The sequence below is a fragment of the Rubrobacter taiwanensis genome, from assembly GCF_004337705.1.
Lineage (GTDB): Bacteria > Actinomycetota > Rubrobacteria > Rubrobacterales > Rubrobacteraceae > Rubrobacter_C > Rubrobacter_C taiwanensis.
The window spans coordinates 80,242-97,142 of sequence record NZ_SKBU01000012.1; the positions used below are offsets into that span (position 1 = coordinate 80,242).

Annotated in this window: 16 protein-coding genes; 6 read left to right on the forward strand and 10 right to left on the reverse strand. The window is 67.9% G+C overall.

What is annotated here, in order from left to right:
* Positions 1–93: 93 nt before the first annotated feature.
* The 4 genes from E0L93_RS06185 to E0L93_RS06200 form a co-directional block, all read right to left on the reverse strand.
* On the reverse strand, positions 94–2,925 hold the full coding sequence (locus E0L93_RS06185) for a CHAT domain-containing protein (RefSeq protein WP_132689967.1): 2,832 nt from the start codon (positions 2,923–2,925) through the stop codon (positions 94–96).
* A 14-nt stretch (positions 2,926–2,939) separates the two neighbouring features.
* Positions 2,940–3,557: a hypothetical protein gene (locus E0L93_RS06190; RefSeq protein WP_132689970.1), complete on the reverse strand. Its 618-nt coding sequence runs from the start codon at positions 3,555–3,557 to the stop codon at positions 2,940–2,942.
* A gap of 98 nt (positions 3,558–3,655) precedes the next feature.
* Positions 3,656–4,204, reverse strand: a complete 549-nt coding sequence (locus E0L93_RS06195) for an RNA polymerase sigma factor (protein WP_132689973.1) — start codon at positions 4,202–4,204, stop codon at positions 3,656–3,658.
* Positions 4,205–4,294: 90 nt separating this feature from the next.
* Positions 4,295–4,996: a response regulator transcription factor gene (locus E0L93_RS06200; protein ID WP_243638131.1), complete on the reverse strand. Its 702-nt coding sequence runs from the start codon at positions 4,994–4,996 to the stop codon at positions 4,295–4,297.
* 65 nt (positions 4,997–5,061) lie between these two features.
* Between E0L93_RS06200 and E0L93_RS06205 the strand changes: the two genes are divergently transcribed.
* On the forward strand, positions 5,062–6,498 hold the full coding sequence (locus tag E0L93_RS06205; RefSeq protein WP_132689975.1) for a sensor histidine kinase: 1,437 nt from the start codon (positions 5,062–5,064) through the stop codon (positions 6,496–6,498).
* Positions 6,495–6,857 carry a response regulator transcription factor gene (locus E0L93_RS06210; protein WP_132689978.1) on the forward strand — a complete coding sequence of 121 codons (363 nt, stop codon included), beginning with the start codon at positions 6,495–6,497 and terminating at the stop codon, positions 6,855–6,857. Before E0L93_RS06205 ends, E0L93_RS06210 begins: the two co-directional genes overlap by 4 nt.
* On the opposite strand, the gene E0L93_RS06215 is transcribed toward E0L93_RS06210, so the two are convergent.
* From E0L93_RS06215 to E0L93_RS06240, 6 genes are read right to left on the reverse strand one after another with little or no spacing between them, the layout of a single operon-like run.
* Positions 6,832–8,466 carry an MFS transporter gene (locus tag E0L93_RS06215; RefSeq protein WP_132689980.1) on the reverse strand — a complete coding sequence of 545 codons (1,635 nt, stop codon included), beginning with the start codon at positions 8,464–8,466 and terminating at the stop codon, positions 6,832–6,834. The two genes, E0L93_RS06210 and E0L93_RS06215, sit on opposite strands and share 26 nt — an antisense overlap.
* Positions 8,463–9,299, reverse strand: coding sequence for an ATP-grasp domain-containing protein (locus E0L93_RS06220; RefSeq protein WP_132689983.1), 837 nt, complete (start codon positions 9,297–9,299; stop codon positions 8,463–8,465). The genes E0L93_RS06215 and E0L93_RS06220 overlap by 4 nt, the downstream gene beginning before the upstream one ends.
* Positions 9,299–10,480 (reverse strand): mannitol dehydrogenase family protein, encoded by a 1,182-nt coding sequence (locus E0L93_RS06225; protein WP_132689985.1) that lies wholly within the window; start codon positions 10,478–10,480, stop codon positions 9,299–9,301. The genes E0L93_RS06220 and E0L93_RS06225 overlap by 1 nt, the downstream gene beginning before the upstream one ends.
* A complete protein-coding gene (locus E0L93_RS06230) occupies positions 10,477–11,295 on the reverse strand; it encodes an ATP-grasp domain-containing protein (RefSeq protein ID WP_132689988.1) in 819 nt (272 codons plus the stop codon). The genes E0L93_RS06225 and E0L93_RS06230 overlap by 4 nt, the downstream gene beginning before the upstream one ends.
* On the reverse strand, positions 11,292–12,191 hold the full coding sequence (locus tag E0L93_RS06235) for an ATP-grasp domain-containing protein (RefSeq protein ID WP_132689990.1): 900 nt from the start codon (positions 12,189–12,191) through the stop codon (positions 11,292–11,294). The genes E0L93_RS06230 and E0L93_RS06235 overlap by 4 nt, the downstream gene beginning before the upstream one ends.
* On the reverse strand, positions 12,188–12,589 hold the full coding sequence (locus E0L93_RS06240) for a response regulator transcription factor (RefSeq protein WP_132689993.1): 402 nt from the start codon (positions 12,587–12,589) through the stop codon (positions 12,188–12,190). The genes E0L93_RS06235 and E0L93_RS06240 overlap by 4 nt, the downstream gene beginning before the upstream one ends.
* A 318-nt stretch (positions 12,590–12,907) precedes the next feature.
* On the opposite strand from E0L93_RS06240, the gene pstS reads away from it, so the two are divergent.
* The 4 genes from pstS to pstB all read left to right on the forward strand — a co-directional run bounded on the left by pstS (position 12,908) and on the right by pstB (position 16,900).
* Positions 12,908–14,038, forward strand: coding sequence for a phosphate ABC transporter substrate-binding protein PstS (pstS, locus tag E0L93_RS06245; protein WP_132689995.1), 1,131 nt, complete (start codon positions 12,908–12,910; stop codon positions 14,036–14,038).
* Between the two features lie 139 nt (positions 14,039–14,177).
* Positions 14,178–15,125 (forward strand): phosphate ABC transporter permease subunit PstC, encoded by a 948-nt coding sequence (gene pstC / locus E0L93_RS06250; RefSeq protein WP_132689998.1) that lies wholly within the window; start codon positions 14,178–14,180, stop codon positions 15,123–15,125.
* Complete coding sequence (gene pstA, locus E0L93_RS06255) at positions 15,122–15,982, forward strand: phosphate ABC transporter permease PstA (protein ID WP_132690000.1); 861 nt, start codon at positions 15,122–15,124, stop codon at positions 15,980–15,982. The genes pstC and pstA overlap by 4 nt, the downstream gene beginning before the upstream one ends.
* 153 nt (positions 15,983–16,135) lie before the next feature.
* Positions 16,136–16,900, forward strand: a complete 765-nt coding sequence (pstB, locus tag E0L93_RS06260) for a phosphate ABC transporter ATP-binding protein PstB (RefSeq protein WP_165874199.1) — start codon at positions 16,136–16,138, stop codon at positions 16,898–16,900.
* The last annotated feature ends 1 nt before the right edge of the window (position 16,901 follow it).

Below are 16,901 nucleotides of genomic sequence, written 5' to 3' on the forward strand. Positions count from 1 at the left end.
TGATGCCCGATTGCATATTCATAAGGACCTGTGCGCCGCTTGACAAGAGCAGATACATTGGAGTTCTCTCACATTAGAGGTTTCTAATGCGCCCTACCGCCTGCCGACCAGTACGAACGGGGCCCAGTAGTAGGGGTGGGGATGCCTGGCTTTGATCTCCAGCTGGGCCACCCTGAGCGCCTCGGCCCTGCCTAAGCCTTCCTGCAGGTGCCCGTACCAGCTCTGCATGAGCTCTGCAGTGGTCTCATCCTGGACCAGCCAGAGGCTGACCACTAGCGTCGTCGCTCCGGTTCCCAGGAAGGCCCGGGTGAGGCCCAAGATCTCGTCGCCTCCGATCACCTCGTTGCGTCCCGACTCGCAGGCGCTGAGGGTTACTAGCGCTCCTTCGAGGTTCAGGTTCATCGCATCCGCTGCGGTCAGCCAGCCGTCGTGCAGCTTCAGGGACGAGAACATGGGATTGTCGCTGCGGAAGAGACCGTGGCAGGCCAGGTGTAGCACCCCGCGTCCGGCAGAGCTGCTCTTGAAGGCTTCGATGGTCGCCTCCTTGTCCAGCAAGAGCTCCGAGTCCGGGAATATCCTCGCGACGGCCTTCGCCTCCGCCATCGTAGCCGGGATCGAGGGGTCGGAGAGCCCCAGCGCGAGTGCCCGGTTCGTGCTCTGCGGGACCCGCTCCTGACACAGGGCGTAGACCGTGGCGCTGGGCGCGTAAGAGATCTCAAACCGCTCCAGCAGGTATCTCTCTCCGTCGAAGAGGGCGTGGAAGGGTACTCGATGCAGGAGCCCGTGGGGTATGATCGCCAGCCTCCGTACTTCCTTATCTCGTTCCAGCAGTTCTTCGAGAGGGGCGAAGAGCACGCCGTAGAGCGCACCCAGTACCCGCCGGACGGAGCGGTGCATTACCTCCATGTGGCGTTCGGTGAATCCCTGCCCGGCCCGGAAACGATCCATCTGCACTTCGAAGCGCTGCAGAAGCTCCCGTACCTCGGCTACGGCGCCGAGGTTGCGGACGACCCGGAGATCTCCGGAGTCACTGATGAAGGCCAGGATTTCTTCCCCGACTATGTGGTAAGCTGCCAGGAACTCGTCTGCCGGGAGCCGGTCCGGAGTCGTGTTCGGGGAAGCGGCGAAGGGGTCGGGCGAGGCGGTCGCGGCGGCCTGTATCCGGAGGCGGTTTATCTCCGTCTCCAGTTCCGCGGCCCGGCTGCCGGGCTCCAGGATCTCTTCGCCGGTTCCTTCGAGCATCTGGTTGTATATGGCGTTCAGGTCTGCCTGGAGCTCCTGGATGCGGTGCTGTAGCTCCCCGCCGGTTGAGGGCTCTTTGCCGACTATTCCCGTGAGCAGGTCTACCAGCGCGCGAGACTTCGCCCGCTCGGCTGCAGCGAAAGCTTCCCGGACGCTCTCTTGACCCCGCCGGGCCAGATGCACCCGCAGCAGCCCTTCGTAGGCAGCCAGTTTGTCTTTGAGGAAAGATGCGCGGATGGCCTCTTGGGTTACGGTCCCCCGCAGGTTCTCTATTTCATCCACGGCTGCCTGAAGCAGCTCTCTTGCTTCAGGCAGCCGTCTCTTTAGGAGATGCAGATTTCCGAGGCGTTCGTTTACCCGGTAGCGCAGGTTCGGTAATGCCAGGCTTTCGGCTATCTGCTTCGCTTCGAGCAGATGCCGCTCCGCTTCTTCTGGCCCGGTGAGCCGCAAGTCGGCCAGCCGGAGGCGGGCGTAGAAGTTCTGCACCGGCCAGTCACGGCCGGAGACGAGCTCCAGAGCCTCGCTCGCTTTCTGTAGGGCGGCTTCGTGGCGTCCGCGGGCTTCCAGCAGAGCTGCCTGCTCCAGCATCACGCCGGAGAGTAAGGGGAGGTTCCCGGCTTCGGAGAACAGGCTGGCGGCTTCAGCGAGCGTACTCTCGGCTTCTTCAAGGTTTGACCGGAAGGCCAGGGCTGATCCCAGGCCCCACAGTGCTCGGGCTCGCTCGTAGGACATGCCCGTCCTCTGAAGGGCTTCGCTGGCTTCCCGGTATGCCGCCAGGGCTTCCGAGTAAAGGTTGAGCGCCAGGTAGGCGTCTGCGGTGTCGCGGAGGAGCAGATGCCTGTCTGCGAGCGCTTCTATCGAGTCGAGCAGCCGGCGCGCTTCTTCTAGAGCGGAGAGACCATCTCTGTAGTTTCCCAGCCTTAGATGAGCCTCGCCCACGTTGTTGAGAGCTTTGGCGTACGACAGGGTGAGCCCCGCTTCGGCGAAAAAGTCGGCGGCGCTCTTGAAGGCGTTCAAAGCATCTCTGCTGCGTCCCAGATCCAGGAGTATAAGCCCCCGGTTGTTGCGGATTTCACCGAGCCGCTCGGTCATCCCCAGCTCTTGGTAGGCGCTTTCGGCAGAGGTGTAGGCTTCGAGCGCCTCTTCATAGCGCCCCATATACTCGTAGCAGCCGCCTATATTCTGGAGGGTGAGGGCGGTAAGCAGGCTTACATCCCGCTCCTCTACGTGAGGCCCCTCGATTCCTTTGAGAGCTTCCAGCACCTCATGTCCTATCCCGAGCGCCTCTCTGTAGTGCCCCAGTTCGAGCAGAACCGCCGCCTGGCCGACGTTGGTCCGGAGCGTCTCCAGTACCCTGCCCAGCCTCAGGTAGCCTTCTTGAGCTGTTCTGGCTAGCCGGAGAGCCTCTTCGAATCTGCCGTTTATGAAGTTGGTCTCTACGCAGAGGTAGATTGCCCGCGGCTCGATGGCGGGCGCGCCGGCCACTTCTGCCAGCCCGGCACAGGCTTCGGCCAGGCGCCGGGCGCGGCCGGGGTCGCTGTGCACCAGCTCTTCGGCGGCGTCGAGCAGGCGGGAGAGCCCGGGCTCGTTCAAAAGACCGCGGGAGCGCAGGCAGTCTTCGCGCCCGGGGGCGGGGAGGGCGAGCAGATTCTCTATCAGGTCTGAGTCGGCATCTGCCGCCATTCCACGATTTTACTCTATGCCCGGGCTTCTATGGGGGGGATCAGGATCTCGTACTCCCCGTTGCTGAGCACCAGCTCGTAGGTGTCGGGCTCCAGCTCCCGGAAGGCGAACTCGCCCAGATCGTCGGCGATGGTTATGCCGGCCTCCTTCGAGCCGCGCAGGAGCTGGACGATGAAGCCTTCGGGCTCCACGTCGCCGGTGGGGAAGATCTGGCCGCTTAGGTCCAGCCGCCGGTTCTGCCGCTGCTGGATGTTTACGGCCACGTCTGCCAGGTCGGTGGCGTAGACGAGCTGCTGCCGGCTCTCCTGAGCCCCGCCCGACCGCACTCCGGCGAGCACGGATTGACGGCCGCTGTCGAAGGTGAGGCTGGCGAGCATCCGCTCCAGCAGACCCGGCTTCCGCGCTCGGCTCTCGAAGCGGCGGGCCAGGGTTTCCCGCACCTCCGGTGGGGGAGTGTCGAAGACGGTGCCGGCGCTAATCTCCCGGAACTCCCGAAGCCAGTCTACCTCGGAGCGGACCTCCGGACCGGCGCTCTCGACGTAGCGGGCGACGGCTGCCGCTTCGTCCTCGGGAAGCCGGCCTTCGAGCCAGTCCAGGATCTTCTCGAAGTCGGGTGTGTTCGGCCTCGGCATGGTCTCTCTTCTCCCTAAATATACCCGAAGGGTTTGCTGGAACTCACTAGTTAAGATGTCGCGGCAAGAGCCCTGAAATACACCTGGCAAGGGGGCACTCAGCCGAGCTTCGCCTTGAGCTGCTTCAAGCAGCGCGCCCGCGTCGGGCCGATGCTCCCGACGGGCATCCCCAGCCTCTCGGCCACCTTGGCGTAGGAGGGTTCCTCTGGGGCGAAGTAGAGGGCGAGCAGCAGCTCGCGGCAGCGGGTGTTGAGCTGCGAGAGGCCCTGGTCCAGCCACTCGACCAGCTCCCAGCGCTCCATGCTGCGGGCGCTGGAGTCGTCGGGCAGCGGGCTCTCCGGCAAGTCTCCCTCTGCTCCGGTCGTCTCCCGGCGTTTGCGCTCCATCAGCCGCCAGGTGTGCCGGCGGGCGACCACCGCGAGCCACGGCCCCAGGCGGCTGTCGTCGGCGATTCTGTCTATGCTCTGGAGGAGGATGGAGAAGGTGAGCTGCGTTATATCGGCGGCGTCCTCGCGCGAGAGGCCGTAGTTGAGCGGGATGGAGAAGACCAGCCGCTCGTAGCGCTTGAACAGCCGGTCCCACGCCCGCCGGTCGCCCCGGCGGCAGGCCGAGATCAGGGCCGCGTCTGAGGTGTCTCTTCTCAGCATTTGCACCGATCTCCGCCCCGGGAGTCGCTGTTAGAGTTCCCCTCCAGAACCGATCCGGTTTTCATGAGCGTATTCTAGTCGAGCGGGAGGTTACTCGCTCCCGGGGGAGGCGGCCGGGTCGAAGCGGTATCCCGCCCCGCGGATGGTGGTTATAAGGGAGGGTTCTCCCGGCCGGTCTATCTTGCGCCGCAGGTAGCGGACGTAGACGTCTACTATGTTGGACCCGGGGTCGAAGGAGTAGTCCCAGATCGCTGAGAGCAGCTGTTGGCGGGAGAGGACCTGCCGCGGGTGGCGTGCGAAGTACTCCAGCAGGGCGAACTCCCGGCTGGAGAGCTCCACTCTCTTCTCCCCCCGCCACACCCGGCGCGAGAGGAGGTCTATCCTCAGATCTCCCAGCTCCAGCCGGGAGGATCTGGGCTGGTCCGCGCGGCGGGTGAGGGCGTGGATGCGGGCCAGCAGCTCCTCGAAGGCGAACGGCTTGGTCAGGTAGTCGTCGGCGCCGGAGTTGAGGGCGCTCACCTTGTTCTGCAGGTCGTCGCGGGCGGTCAGCATGAGCACGGGCAACTCGGGCCGCGTCTGCCGGATGCGCCGCAAGACCTCGTGTCCGTCCATCTCCGGCAGCGAGATGTCCAGCAGTACGAACTCCACCGCCTCGTCGGCGGCCAGCGCAGCGCCGTCTCGGCCGTTGTCCGCGCTGAGGACCTGGTAGCCGTGCGCCGCGAGGCCGCGCTCCAGCATCCGGACTATCGGGGCCTCATCTTCGACGACCAGAATTCTCATAGCTCCGGTCACAAAGTATAATTGATCTCCCGGCTGCGAGAACGGCACGCCCGCGCAAATACTCTGGAGGGCGGTAGGTGGAACAACCCAAGCGAATACGCTCCCAGCCGCTGCAGATCGCCGTCTCCGCCGTGGGCGGGCTTCTGATCTTTATCGCGGTGGTAGGGGTGGTGGGCCTGGTTCTCAACTACCGGATCACGGGGGTGACCCAGGAGGCGCTCACCTACGACGTGGAGCTGGAGGATCACGGCGACGACCTGCGGGTGGCCGTTCTCGACGTCCGCCACTACCAGCGCAACCTCTACTTCGAGGCTCTAACGGGACAGGGGATCTCCAGGACCAGGGTGGCAGATTTCGAGGGTGCGTACGCCACCTTGCTTCAGGAGATAGACGAGCTGGAGGAGCTCGGCATTCGAGACGAAGACGTGCCCCAACCGGAGGATTTCCGGCGGGTGGCCCGCGAGTACTACGAGGGGTTCCGCCCAGCGATAGACCTTGAGGCGTCTGATCACAGGGCCTTCCTCGACGCTCACGAAGAGGCTCTGGTGAGGATAGACGAGCTCGAAGCCGCTGCGCGGCAGATAGACAAGCTGGGCGAGCAGCGGTCGGCGGCGGCGCTGAGCAACGTGCAGCGTACGGCGCAGAACGCGGAGTTCCTGATGCTGGCGGTGCTCGGAGGGCTTGTCCTGGTCGGGGCGCTGCTGGCGTATGCGGCGTTGCGCGTGGTCGCCGAACTGCGCCGCCTCTACGACAGCGAACAGCGGGCGGCCGAGGCGCTGGCCCGCGCGAACCAGGCCAAGGCGGACTTCATCGCCGACGCCTCGCACGAGCTGAGGACGCCGCTCACCGTGCTGCACGGGAACGCCCAGATCGGTCTGCAGCTCGAGGACCGCCCCGAGCAGCGCGAGATCTTCGAGGACATCCTCCGGGAGTCCACCCGGATGTCCCGGCTGGTCGAGGACCTGCTCTTCCTGGCCCGTTCCGACTCGGCCTCACCGCCGCTGCACAGGGAGCTCGTGGAGGTGCGGTCCTTTCTCTTCGGGCTGGCGGCGCGGGCCGCGGCGCTGGCGCAGGAGCGCGGCGTCCCCTTCAGCAGGGAGCTCGGCGGCTACGGGACCCTGAATGCAGACGTCGCCCGCATCGAGCAGGCCGTCTTGATCTTCGTGGACAACGCCGCCAAATACTGCCCGCCCGGGACCCCGGTGAGACTCGTCTCGGAGACCGCGGGCGGCGAGTTGCGCATCACGGTCGAGGACCGGGGACCGGGGATCCCGGAGGAGGACCTCTCCCGCATCTTCGAGCGCTTCTACCGGGTGGACAAGACCCGGGCGCGCAGGCAGGGCGGTTCCGGGCTCGGGCTCTCCATCGCCCGGACCATAGCCGAGGCGCATGGCGGCCGGGTCGAGGCGGAGAGCCGGGTGGGCGAGGGGACGAAGATGACCCTCGCCGTGCCGCTCGCCGCTGGCACCGTCCCGGAGAGGGACCGCGAAGCGGCGATGGGTGAGGGACGGTGAGCCGGGTCCTGGTGATAGAGGACGATCCCGGTATCGCTCGGCTGCTGAAGCGAGGCCTGGCGCTCGAAGGCATAGAGGTGGATATCGCCGAGGACGGGTTCGCCGGCCGCGAGCTGTGGGAGCGGGGCGGTTTCGATCTCGTTATCCTGGACGTGATGCTCCCCGGCGTGGACGGCCTGAGCCTGTGCGCCGAACGCCGGACGGCCGGAGACGAGGTACCCATCATCCTGCTCACCGCCCGGGATGAGGAGGAGATTGCGCACCGGGCACGGGAGGCCGGGATCACGGCCTGTATCGGCAAGCCGTTCTCGTTCCCGGAGCTGCTGGAGCGGGTTACCGCTCTTCTGAAGGCCGGTTAGGTGGTTGCAGCAGACCCTCTATACGCTCCACCTCCTCCACGACCGCCTCTGCGCTGCGGCGGCGCTCTTCGGGCGGGGTGTCTTCCCGGCTCAGCACCAGCTCTACCTCGCCCCGGATCACGGTCACCGGCCCGCGCAGGTCGTGGGCCAGATTACGCACCCGCTCTGTGCAGGAGCGCTCCAGCGTCCGGAGTTCGGCGGCGAGGACGGCCCCGCCCGCCAGCGCGCCGGCGGCCGCTCCGAGGAGGACGAGGGCCCCGCCCAGAACCAGCTCTCCGGTCGCGATCTCAATCTCTTCCCGGGATGCGAGATCCTCGAGCCAGAGCGCGCCGGCTGCGGCGAGCCCGAGCACCGGCGGGATCAGGCAGGCCGTTACGAGCTTCATTCCGGCGAGCCGGCGGCCCCGCAGCTCGCCGAAGACTCGCAGGGCGGCTATCTCGGCGACCGCTGCTATGACGATGCGCGCTCCGAAGAGCGCGAAGACACCGCCGGTCTGCCACAGCAGGCCGGCGAGCGCCGGGCCCAGAGCCTCGCCGGCCGTCTGCGAGGTGTCCAGAGCGCCGAGGCGCCGCCCACTCCGCCGGGGATCTCTGGCCGCTATCTCCGCCACCGCCGAGGCCCAGGCGGGCCGGAAGGCGGCCTTGCCGGAATCGTCCACCGAGCGGGCGGCGGCGAACCCGAGGAAGGTGGGGCTGATCAGGTACAGCACTGAGGAGCCGATGTTGGCTGCAGAGCGCCAGGCTATACCGATCAGACGCCCCTTGCGGTCCACGAGCATCCCGAAGACCGGCCCGGAGACCAGGAACACGGCCGCCGAGAGGCTGTAGATTGCCCCGGCCTGGACCTCGCTCAGACCTGCGTACTCGGTGGCCAGGATGGGGAAGAGTCCATGCACCATGTAGGCGCTGGCGGCCACGAGCATCCCCACCGATGCCGGGCCGCCCAGCTCCCGCAGCAGGGAGAGGGTCCCACCCTTGACCGGCACGTCCTCCCGCGCCTCGGCCGACCCCTCCAGATCTTCCGGTGCGCTCTTCCTGGCCACCTCCTCGTCGGAGACCTCGCGCAGACCGAGCCAGGCGGCGGCCGTGGGGAGTACGGAGAGGGCGAGCACGGTCAGAAAGAGCGTCTGGTAGCCGGCCGCCGCGATGATGAGCCCGGCCAGGGCGGCCCCGGCGACGCCGCCGACGTGCTTGGCGCTGGAGTACCAGCTGTAAACGGTCCCGACGCGGGCCTGCGCCTCGCGCGCGATTACGCCGAGCGAGGCCACATCCCGGCCGGCGGCGCTCGCTCCCTGCAGCAGCCGCACGAGCAGCAGGCCCAGGAACCCGCCCGCGGCGAGCAGGATGGCCGCGGCCGCCACCCGGCAGAACGCCCCGAGCATGTAGACGGCACGGACCCCTATCCTGTCCGAGAGCCAGCCGGCGGCCGGTTTGAGCGGGAGCACGAAGACCGTGCGCAGGCTGATGAGGATCCCCACCTCCGCGACCGAGAGCCCGAGGGCTATTGCGTACAGCGGCAGTCCGAAGCTGACCATCCCGAACGCCAGCCGCCCGAGCAGCCCCTCGGCGACGACCGTGGCGAGCGCGACCCGGGGGTTGCGGGATCTCACGGCAGCGCTCCCTCTATCTCGGCCAGCAGGACCGGGACCGCCTCCGGGAAACCCCGGTATCCTGGGAACGGGTTGGCGTCTATGATGAACGGCTGCCCGCTCTCGAAGCGCAGGTCCACGCCGAAGAGCCGGAGACCCAGAGCCTCTCCGGCGGCGAGCACGACCTCTTGCGTGCCGCCGCTCAGCTCCACCGGCTCTATCTCGTCCGCCGCGTAGCTGGCGGGGGTGAATCTCTTGGTGCCGGCGAAGATGCGCCCGCCGGCCACATACGCCTTCACGTCGGGCTCATCGCCCCCGATCCGACGCTGCACCAGCCGTGTTCCATCATCCACGATGCAGGAGCCGGCCGGCATCTTCGTCCCGGCCGGCTCCCGGAGTGCGGACTTGAGGTCCGGGTGCGCCGCTACGCCCCTTCCGTGCACCCCGCGGACCGGCTTGACGATCCAGCCGCCGGGGGAGTCCGGGATTCGGCCGTCGGATCCCGGCACGAAGAGATGTGTCTCGGGGACCGGCAGGCCCGCGGCCGCCAGGCGGGCGATCGTGGCCGCCTTGTCGTGGGCCCGGAGCGTGAACCGCGCGCCGTTCAGGAAGCGGGTGCCGGAGGCTTCTGCAACCACGGCCCGGGAGAGGGCGAGCGTCGTTGCCGACTTGAGCAGCGCGAGGTCCGGGCGGCGCTCTTCCCGCGGGTCCGCGAGCTCGTGCTCCGGAACCCGGACGGTGGCGCGCGCTCCGGCGGCCTCCAGCCGGTCGAGCAGCGCCCGCATCACGGGGTTGACGGCCGCAGCTCCGTTTCGGGCCTCGACCCAGAGCTCGATTCGCCGCCCCCGCAGCATCAGAGCGCCGCCTCCTCCGCGGCGCGCTCGTGGTAGCTTCGGCAGATAAGCCGGGCCAGCTCGTCCTGCGGGGCCAGGGTGCTCACGGTGGAGAGCACCTCGGCCGGGCCCAGCAGCTCCAGCTCCCGCTGGAGGTTCACGGCCTGCGGGTCGGATGGATCGGCGTATGAGAGGGCGGCGGCCGCAGCGGTCGCGAGCGCGGAAGGCTCAATGCCGGCGGCCCGGCAGGCGATGGCGGGACCGATCAGCCGGTCGTCAGCGGCCAGCTTGCGCCGGGGTTCCCGCGCCACCCGCACTACGGGATCGGCCAGGGCTGGATCGGTGTAGCGGTCCAGGATCCAGCCCGGCGGGCGGGACGGAACGGGAACGGGCCTGCAGTATATCTCAAGGTATGCCTCGAAGGCCCGCCGGGCCTCGGCCACTATCTCGCTCACGGCAGCCCGGATTCCGGGGCGGCTCATGGCCTCGTGCAGCGTCCGGCATCCGGCGTGCCAGCCCAGATAGGCTGCGGCCGCGTGGCCGGCGTTGAAGATCCAGAGCTTCTCGATTATGCGGTCGTCGAACGCGCGCACCGGAGACAGGCCGGGGATCGAGCCGTCGAGCGGCGGGACGCCGGGGACGAGCGAGGCGGCGTCCACGTAGCACTCCTCCACGGCGTCCGCCTCGAAGCGGATGCCATCTTCCGCCACCGCGCGGCGGGAGACGGCGCGCCAGACGGCCGCGCCGCCGATCCCGAGCCGGACCCCGATCTCGCCGGCGAGCTGCGGGTGGGCTTCCAGCAGGCCGAGGGTCAGGAGCTCCGGGGCGCGCCGGTGGTTCTCGAAGGTGATCACGTTCGCCGGAGCTGAGGACTCCTCCAGCCGTTCGCCGAGCAGCGGGGCGAGCATCCGGCCCGCCGCCGCCAGCGACGACGGCCCGACCGAGGTGGCGAAGAGATCCGCGCCGGCGGCTGCGGCGAGCAGTTCCGGGTCCTCGGGCGAGATCGCCCGTACTCTGCCGACCCAGCGGTCCGGCGCGCCCGTAACGCGGAGCCACAGGCCGCCGCCCGCGTTTATAGCGTCCCGCACCTCTCGGTTGCGGCAGATCAGGAGCGTTTCCCAGCCCGCCGCGCTCAGCAGCGGGGCTACGAAGCCGCCGGCCACCCGGCCCGCACCGGCGATCAGACACCGGGGCGCGCTCACCGGAGCCCCTCCGCTACCCGCGAGATCTCGGCCGCCAGCGCCTCCGCGGCGCCCTCCGCGCCCTTGTAGCCGGGGAAGGCGTTCACGTCTACCAGCCACCACCCGGCGCTGCTGCGGACGAAGTCGCAGCCGAAGCAGGTGAGGCCGAGCAGCTTCCCGGCCGCTCTCGCAGCTGCGGCGGCCTCTTCCGGCAGTTCGGCGGGGCGACCCAGCTTCTCCTCGTAGGTCTCCGCCGGGAACGGCCGCTCCACGGCGGCCATCCACTCCCCGGCCGCGAACACCTTCAGGTCGTCTCCGGCGTGCTCTACCCACTCCATGATCAGGTACGGCCCCGCCGGGAGACGGGGGAGCAGCTCCGGCAGTTCTCCTGCCGCGGCCCTCCACAGGCCCCGCCCGCGCGAGCCCCGGGCGGCCTTCACCACGAGCGGCCGGCCGGCAAGCTCCTCCAGACCGGGCGGCGTCCCCGATCCCAGCCACGCCAGGCGAGCGGGCGCGATCGGGAGCCCCGCTCGCTGCAAGATCGCGGCGCTCGCCAGCCTGTCCTGCGCCAGCCGGGTGGCCTCGCTGCCGTTGAGGCTCGGGATGCCCCAGGCTTCAACTGCTGCAGCCAGGTGTAGGGCGGCGGCCGATCCGGACTTCAGCACGACCATATCCCAGGGCGGGCGGACATCCAGCCGGTAGGGTCCGGTCTCGGCGTGGACGAGGCTCACTTCGGCGCCCGCCTCCCGCAGCATGGGTATCAGGCGGTCTGAGATTGCGCCCCGGTGGCCGGGAGGGTGGCGGCGCTCGATGAAACCCACGCGCAGGCCGTTCATGAGGGCTTCCTCACGATGGAGTGCATGCCGCTCCGGCCCGCCCGGCGGGCGACGGCCTCTATCTGCACCAGGGCGAGGACGTGGCGGGCGATGGCTTCCCCCGCCCTCGGGACCGCCGAGTAGGTGGGGAAATCGTTGACCTCGATTACGTACGGACCGTCCGGGGTCATCGCCACGTCCACGCCCCAGAGCTCCAGCTTGCAGGCCCGCCCGCACGTCAGCGCGATGTCCCGCAGCCGGGCGTCGAGCTCGACGATTTCGGCCCCCTTCGTCTCCTTGAAGACGGCGGGACCCGGCTCTGGGAAGCTGACCGGCGAGGGCTTGCGCACGGCCCAGGTCTGAGAGCCCACCCCGTAGAGCTTGAGATCCCAGCCGTCGGTCTCCAGATACTCCTGTGCCAGGTACAGAGACCGGCTGCGCTCCAGCGGCGGCAGGAGGTCCACGTCCTCCGGCCGGGTCAAAAGGGCGAGCCCCCGTGCTCCGTCGCCGTCGAACGGTTTGACGACCAGCGGGAACCGCTTGCGGGGCACGCTGCGGAAGACCGCGGCGTCGGCGGCGAACCAGGTCTTCGGCAGCGGCAGGCCGTGCTCCAGCAGCACGGCCTGCATGGCGATCTTGTTCCGTACAAGCTCTATGGCACGAGGGCTGTTGATCGCCACCACCCCCAGCGCTGCGGCTGCGGCGAGCAGTCCGAGCCCGGCGAGGTCGCGCCCCCGGCTCAAGACCGCGTCCCAGGGCGGGGCTTCGGCCGGTATGTCGAAGAGCCGGTTCGAGTCCGGTACGACGAGCGGGACCTCGCACCCGGCTGCTTCAAGAGCTGCCCGGGCTTCGCGGAGAGCCCGGTTTTTCAGGTGCCGCCGCTCGGCCAGGATCGCTACCGTCGGACCGGCCTTCACGGCTTACGCCCCGCCTGGGCCCCGGAACGGCGCAGCAGCGCCCGTACCCGGGCCTCGAACTCCAGGAAGCTGAACGGCTTGGTCAGGTAGTCGTCGGCGCCCAGATCCAGTCCCCGCGCCTTGTCCACGTCGGAGTCGCGGCCGCTCAGAAGCATCACCGGTATGTCGCTGGACTCCCGGATCCGGCGCAACACCTCCCAGCCGGAGACGTCCGGCATGACCACGTCCAGGATTACGAGATCCGGCTCCGAATCTCCAAGGCGCGAGAGACCCTCCAGCCCCGAGGTGGCGGTCTGCACCTCCAGGCCGTTCTTGCTGAGGGCGAGCCGGGCCAGCGCCAGCAGCCGCTCGTCGTCTATCACCAGGACTCGCTGCCCGCCGGGATTATGGGGATCCATCGGCAACCTCCCGTGGATGCCCCGGCGGGTGGAAGCGGGTGCTCACCCCGGAGCACGTCTCGAACCTGCTGCCCATCTTCACCGCCTCCATGGTCTTCGCGCTTTTAACCTGCATTTAACAAATGCGCGATTTCGGGTTTGTGATACACCGGCCGGGCGGATTTTTGCATCCCGGGGCGGTTCCGGTTAACACAGATTTAATTCAGGGTTTACGTTGATGAAACTAAATCCGGAATCCTATGCCTTATCATCCGGCTGGTGAAGCGGCACGCGTGTCCTCAAGGGTTTTGAGTTGTCTCTGAGAAAGGAGCTGGCGGGTTGAGTCGGATTGCGCGGTGGAGGTTGCTGGCCGCCGGGCTGGCTTTGTCGCTGTTCGTTGTGGCCTGTGGTCCCACGGTGGAGGAGCAGGCCGGAAGGGAGGGGCAGCCGGACGGCGGCGAGGCTCAGAGCGGCGATGTGGAGCCGGCCCGGAGCATAGACGGGGCCGGGGCCACCTTTCCCGCTCCGCTCTACAGCGAGGTCTTCTCGGCGCTCGCCGAGCAGGAGGGCATCCAGGTAAATTACCAGTCCATCGGCTCCGGGGGTGGCATCGAGCAGTTCACCAACCGCACGGTGGACTTCGGGGCCTCGGACGCGCCGATGACCGACGAGCAGATCCAGCAGGCCGGCGGCGATGTGCTGCACGTGGCCACGGTCGGTGGCGCGGTGGTGCCGACCTACAACCTCCCTGGGGTCGAGGAGCTGAACCTGACGGGCGAGGTACTGGCGGACATCTTTCTGGGCAACGTCACGCGGTGGAACGATCCGGCGATAGCGGAGCTCAACCCGGATGCGGACCTGCCGGACGAGCCGATCCAGGTCGTCCACCGTTCCGACGGCTCGGGGACCACGTTCATCTTCGTGGAGTACCTCTCGGCGGTGAGTGAGGAGTGGGCTGATGAGGTCGGTTCCGGCACCGAGGTTGCCTGGCCGACGGGCAGCGGGGCTTCGGGCAACGAGGGTGTTGCGGCCCAGGTCTCGCAGACGCCGTACTCCATCGGCTACAACGAGCTCGCCTACGCTACGGAGAACGACATCCCGTACGCCCGGCTCGCGGACGATCCGGAAGGGCCGTTCGTGGAGGCCAACATAGACACGGCGAGCGCGGCGATCGCAGCCGCCGAGGTCCCGGATGACCTGCGGGTCTCCATCTCCGGCCTGAACGTCACCGAGGGGCCGGAGGGCCAGGAGGCGTACCCGATCACGGGCCTGACCTGGCTGCTCATCCGGCAGGAGATGGACGATCTGGCGACCTGCAAGGCCGTGGCCCAGGCGGCCTGGTTCGCCACGCACGAGGGCCAGGAGTTCGCTCCGCCGGACTACGTACCGATCGGCGGCCGGACCCTGGAGATCGGCGAGGAGTTTATTCGCAGCATGGAGGCTCAGGGACAGCCGTGCTACGAGGAGTAAGCGTATCTCGGGGCCCGGCGTGGGGCATAAGTACGGCAGAGAGGGAGCCTTCAGCGGCTCCCTCCGCCGCGTCTTTCGGAGGCGGAGGGGCTCACGGGCAGATGTGGAGAGAAGACTGCCGGAGGGAGGGACGAGGCTGATGGATCTGTTCAAGCAGCTCCGGCGGGGCAATCCCGGAGACGCCATCTTCAAGGGGCTGGCGGTCCTGTTCGGGCTCTCGCTCCTGTTCATCTCTGGGCTGGTGGTCTTCGAGCTCTGGTACCAGAGCTCGCTCTCCCGCGGCGAGTTCGGCTGGAGCGTGCTCTGGAGCACCGAGTGGGATCCGCCGGGCGAGAGGTTCGGGGCGTTGCAGTTCATCTACGGCACCTTGGTTACGGCTCTGGGGGCTCTGCTGCTCGCCGGGCCCATCGGGATCGGGATCGCGGCGTTTTTGGTCGAGATCGCGCCCCGGCGCGTGGACCGGGTGGTGGGGATCGTGGTCGAGACGCTGGCGGCGGTCCCCTCGGTCGTGTACGGGCTCTGGGGCATCTTCGTACTGGGGCCGTTCCTGTGCTCGTATGTCGCCCCGCCGCTGCAGGCCGTGCTCGGGTGGCTGCCGCTCTTCTCCGGGCCGTGCCGCTCCTACAGCGTGTTCACGGCCACTTTCATCCTGGCCATAATGATCCTGCCGACGGTGGCGGCGATCTCGCGCGACGTGATCCGGGCCGTCCCGGACGCCCAGCGGGAGGCGATGCTGGCGCTCGGAGCGACGCGGTGGGAGATGTTCAGCCGGGCGGTGCTGCCGTACGCCAAGAGCGGCATCGTCGGGGCATTCGCCCTGGCGCTGGGCCGGGCGGCCGGCGAGACGATGGCGCTGGCGATCATCATCGGCAATGCGCCCCGGATCTTCACCTCGCTCTTTGACCAGGGGGCGACGATGGCGAGCATCATCGCGGCGAACTTCGCCAACGCCGGCAGCGCGATGTTCGTCTCGTTCCTGATCGAGCTCGGTCTCATACTCTTCGCCATCACCCTGATCATCAACGTCTCGGCCCGGCTGCTGGTGTGGACCGTGGCCAGCGGGCCTTCGGGAGGTATACGCGCATGACGACCAGGCTGACCGACGTGACGAGCAACTACCGCCGCCGGAAGCTCGTAGACTCCGTCATGACGGGCGTGGCGTACGTGTGCACCGCGGTCGCCGTGGCGGCGCTCGGCTTCGTCCTCTTCTACGTTGTAGTGCGGGGGCTGGGGGCGTGGAACCTGGAGTTCTTCACCAGCACCACTAAGTATTTTGGGGAGGGTGGCGGCATCGCCAACGCGCTCTACGGCACGGCCGTCATAGTGGCCTTCGCGGCGCTGATGGGCGTGCCGGTCGGCATCATGGCCGGCATCTACCTGGCCGAATACGGGGAGAACCGGCTGGGCAATGTGGTGCGGTTCGTTGCGGACACGATGACCGGATTCCCGTCCATCGTGCTGGGCCTCTTCGTCTACGGCCTGCTGGTGCTGGCGTACGGGTTCCACGGGTTTGCGGGCTCGGTGGCGCTGGCGGTGATGATGTTGCCCATCGTCGCGCGGACGACCGAGGAGATCATCCGGCTCGTCCCGGACTCCATCCGGGAGGCGTCGCTAGCCCTCGGGGTGCCGCGGTGGAAGACCATTCTGCGCGTGGTGATCCCCACGGCGATGAGCGGTATCATTACGGGCGTGATACTGGCTCTGGCACGGGTGGCGGGCGAGACGGCGCCCCTGATCTTCACCATCCTGGGCAACCAGTTCTGGAACACCGACCCCTTCTCCGGTGCGATGGCCGCCGTTTCGCTCTTCGTTTTCGAGGCGTCCAAGTCCCCGTATGAGGCCGTGCAGCAGACGGCCTGGGGCGGAGCGCTGGTGCTGGTATTGATCGTCCTGGTTCTGAACCTGACGGCTCGTTTCATAGCCAGCCGCGGGAGCGTCAGGTAAGGGGCCGCCTGCAGAGGAGGCGAGTTGCGGATGAGGATATTCGGGGAGACGAAGGAGAGGATGGACAAAAGACAGGCCGACCGGAGGCAGGGGGCTCCCGGGGAGCGGGAGGTGCAAACGCGGACCGCGCCCGCCGTCGAACGGGCCCAGGAGATGGTGGTCGAGAACCTCTCGGCCTACTACGGGAACTTCAAGGCCATTACGGACGTGAGCATGCACATCCGGCCGAACAAGATCACGGCCCTCATCGGCCCCTCGGGCTGCGGCAAGAGCACCTTCATCCGCACTCTGAACCGGATGCACGAGGTGGCCCCCGGAGGCAGGATCGAGGGCCGGGTGCTCCTGGACGGAGAGGACATCTACGCCAGGGACGTGGACCCGGTGCGCGTCCGCCGCAGGGTCGGGATGGTCTTCCAGAAGCCCAACCCGTTCCCGACCATGTCCATCTACGACAACGTGGTCGCCGGCCTCAAGCTCACCCGCCGGCGCAAGAAGAGCGAGCTGGATGAGATCGTGGAGAGGACCCTGCGGCAGGCGGCGCTCTGGGACGAGGTCAAGAACAAGCTCAGTGAGAGCGGCACCTCCCTCTCCGGCGGCCAGCAGCAGCGGCTGTGCATCGCGCGCACCCTGGCGGTGGAGCCGGAGGTGATCCTGATGGACGAGCCCGCCTCGGCTCTGGACCCGATCTCGACCCAGAAGATCGAGGACGCCATGGAGGAGCTCAAAGAGCGCTACACGGTCGTCATCGTGACGCACAACATGCAGCAGGCGGCCCGCATCTCGGACTACACCGGCTTCTTCTACATCGAGAACATGGGAGATCCGGGCCGCCTGTGGGAGTTCGACGAGACGGACAAGATCTTCTCCAACCCCGGCCGCAAGGAGACGGAGGACTACGTCACGGGGAGGTTCGGCTAGG

Excerpts from the sequence above, each read along its gene's own strand:
- E0L93_RS06185 (WP_132689967.1), bottom strand. The coding sequence starts at position 2,925 with ATGGCGGCAGATGCCGACTCAGACCTGATAGAGAATCTGCTCGCCCTC.
- E0L93_RS06190 (WP_132689970.1), bottom strand. The coding sequence starts at position 3,557 with ATGCCGAGGCCGAACACACCCGACTTCGAGAAGATCCTGGACTGGCTC.
- E0L93_RS06195 (WP_132689973.1), bottom strand. The coding sequence starts at position 4,204 with ATGCTGAGAAGAGACACCTCAGACGCGGCCCTGATCTCGGCCTGCCGC.
- E0L93_RS06220 (WP_132689983.1), bottom strand. The coding sequence starts at position 9,299 with ATGCTGCGGGGGCGGCGAATCGAGCTCTGGGTCGAGGCCCGAAACGGA.
- E0L93_RS06230 (WP_132689988.1), bottom strand. The coding sequence starts at position 11,295 with ATGAACGGCCTGCGCGTGGGTTTCATCGAGCGCCGCCACCCTCCCGGC.
- E0L93_RS06240 (WP_132689993.1), bottom strand. The coding sequence starts at position 12,589 with ATGGATCCCCATAATCCCGGCGGGCAGCGAGTCCTGGTGATAGACGAC.
- pstC (WP_132689998.1), top strand. The coding sequence starts at position 14,178 with ATGGATCTGTTCAAGCAGCTCCGGCGGGGCAATCCCGGAGACGCCATC.
- pstA (WP_132690000.1), top strand. The coding sequence starts at position 15,122 with ATGACGACCAGGCTGACCGACGTGACGAGCAACTACCGCCGCCGGAAG.
- pstB (WP_165874199.1), top strand. The coding sequence starts at position 16,136 with ATGGTGGTCGAGAACCTCTCGGCCTACTACGGGAACTTCAAGGCCATT.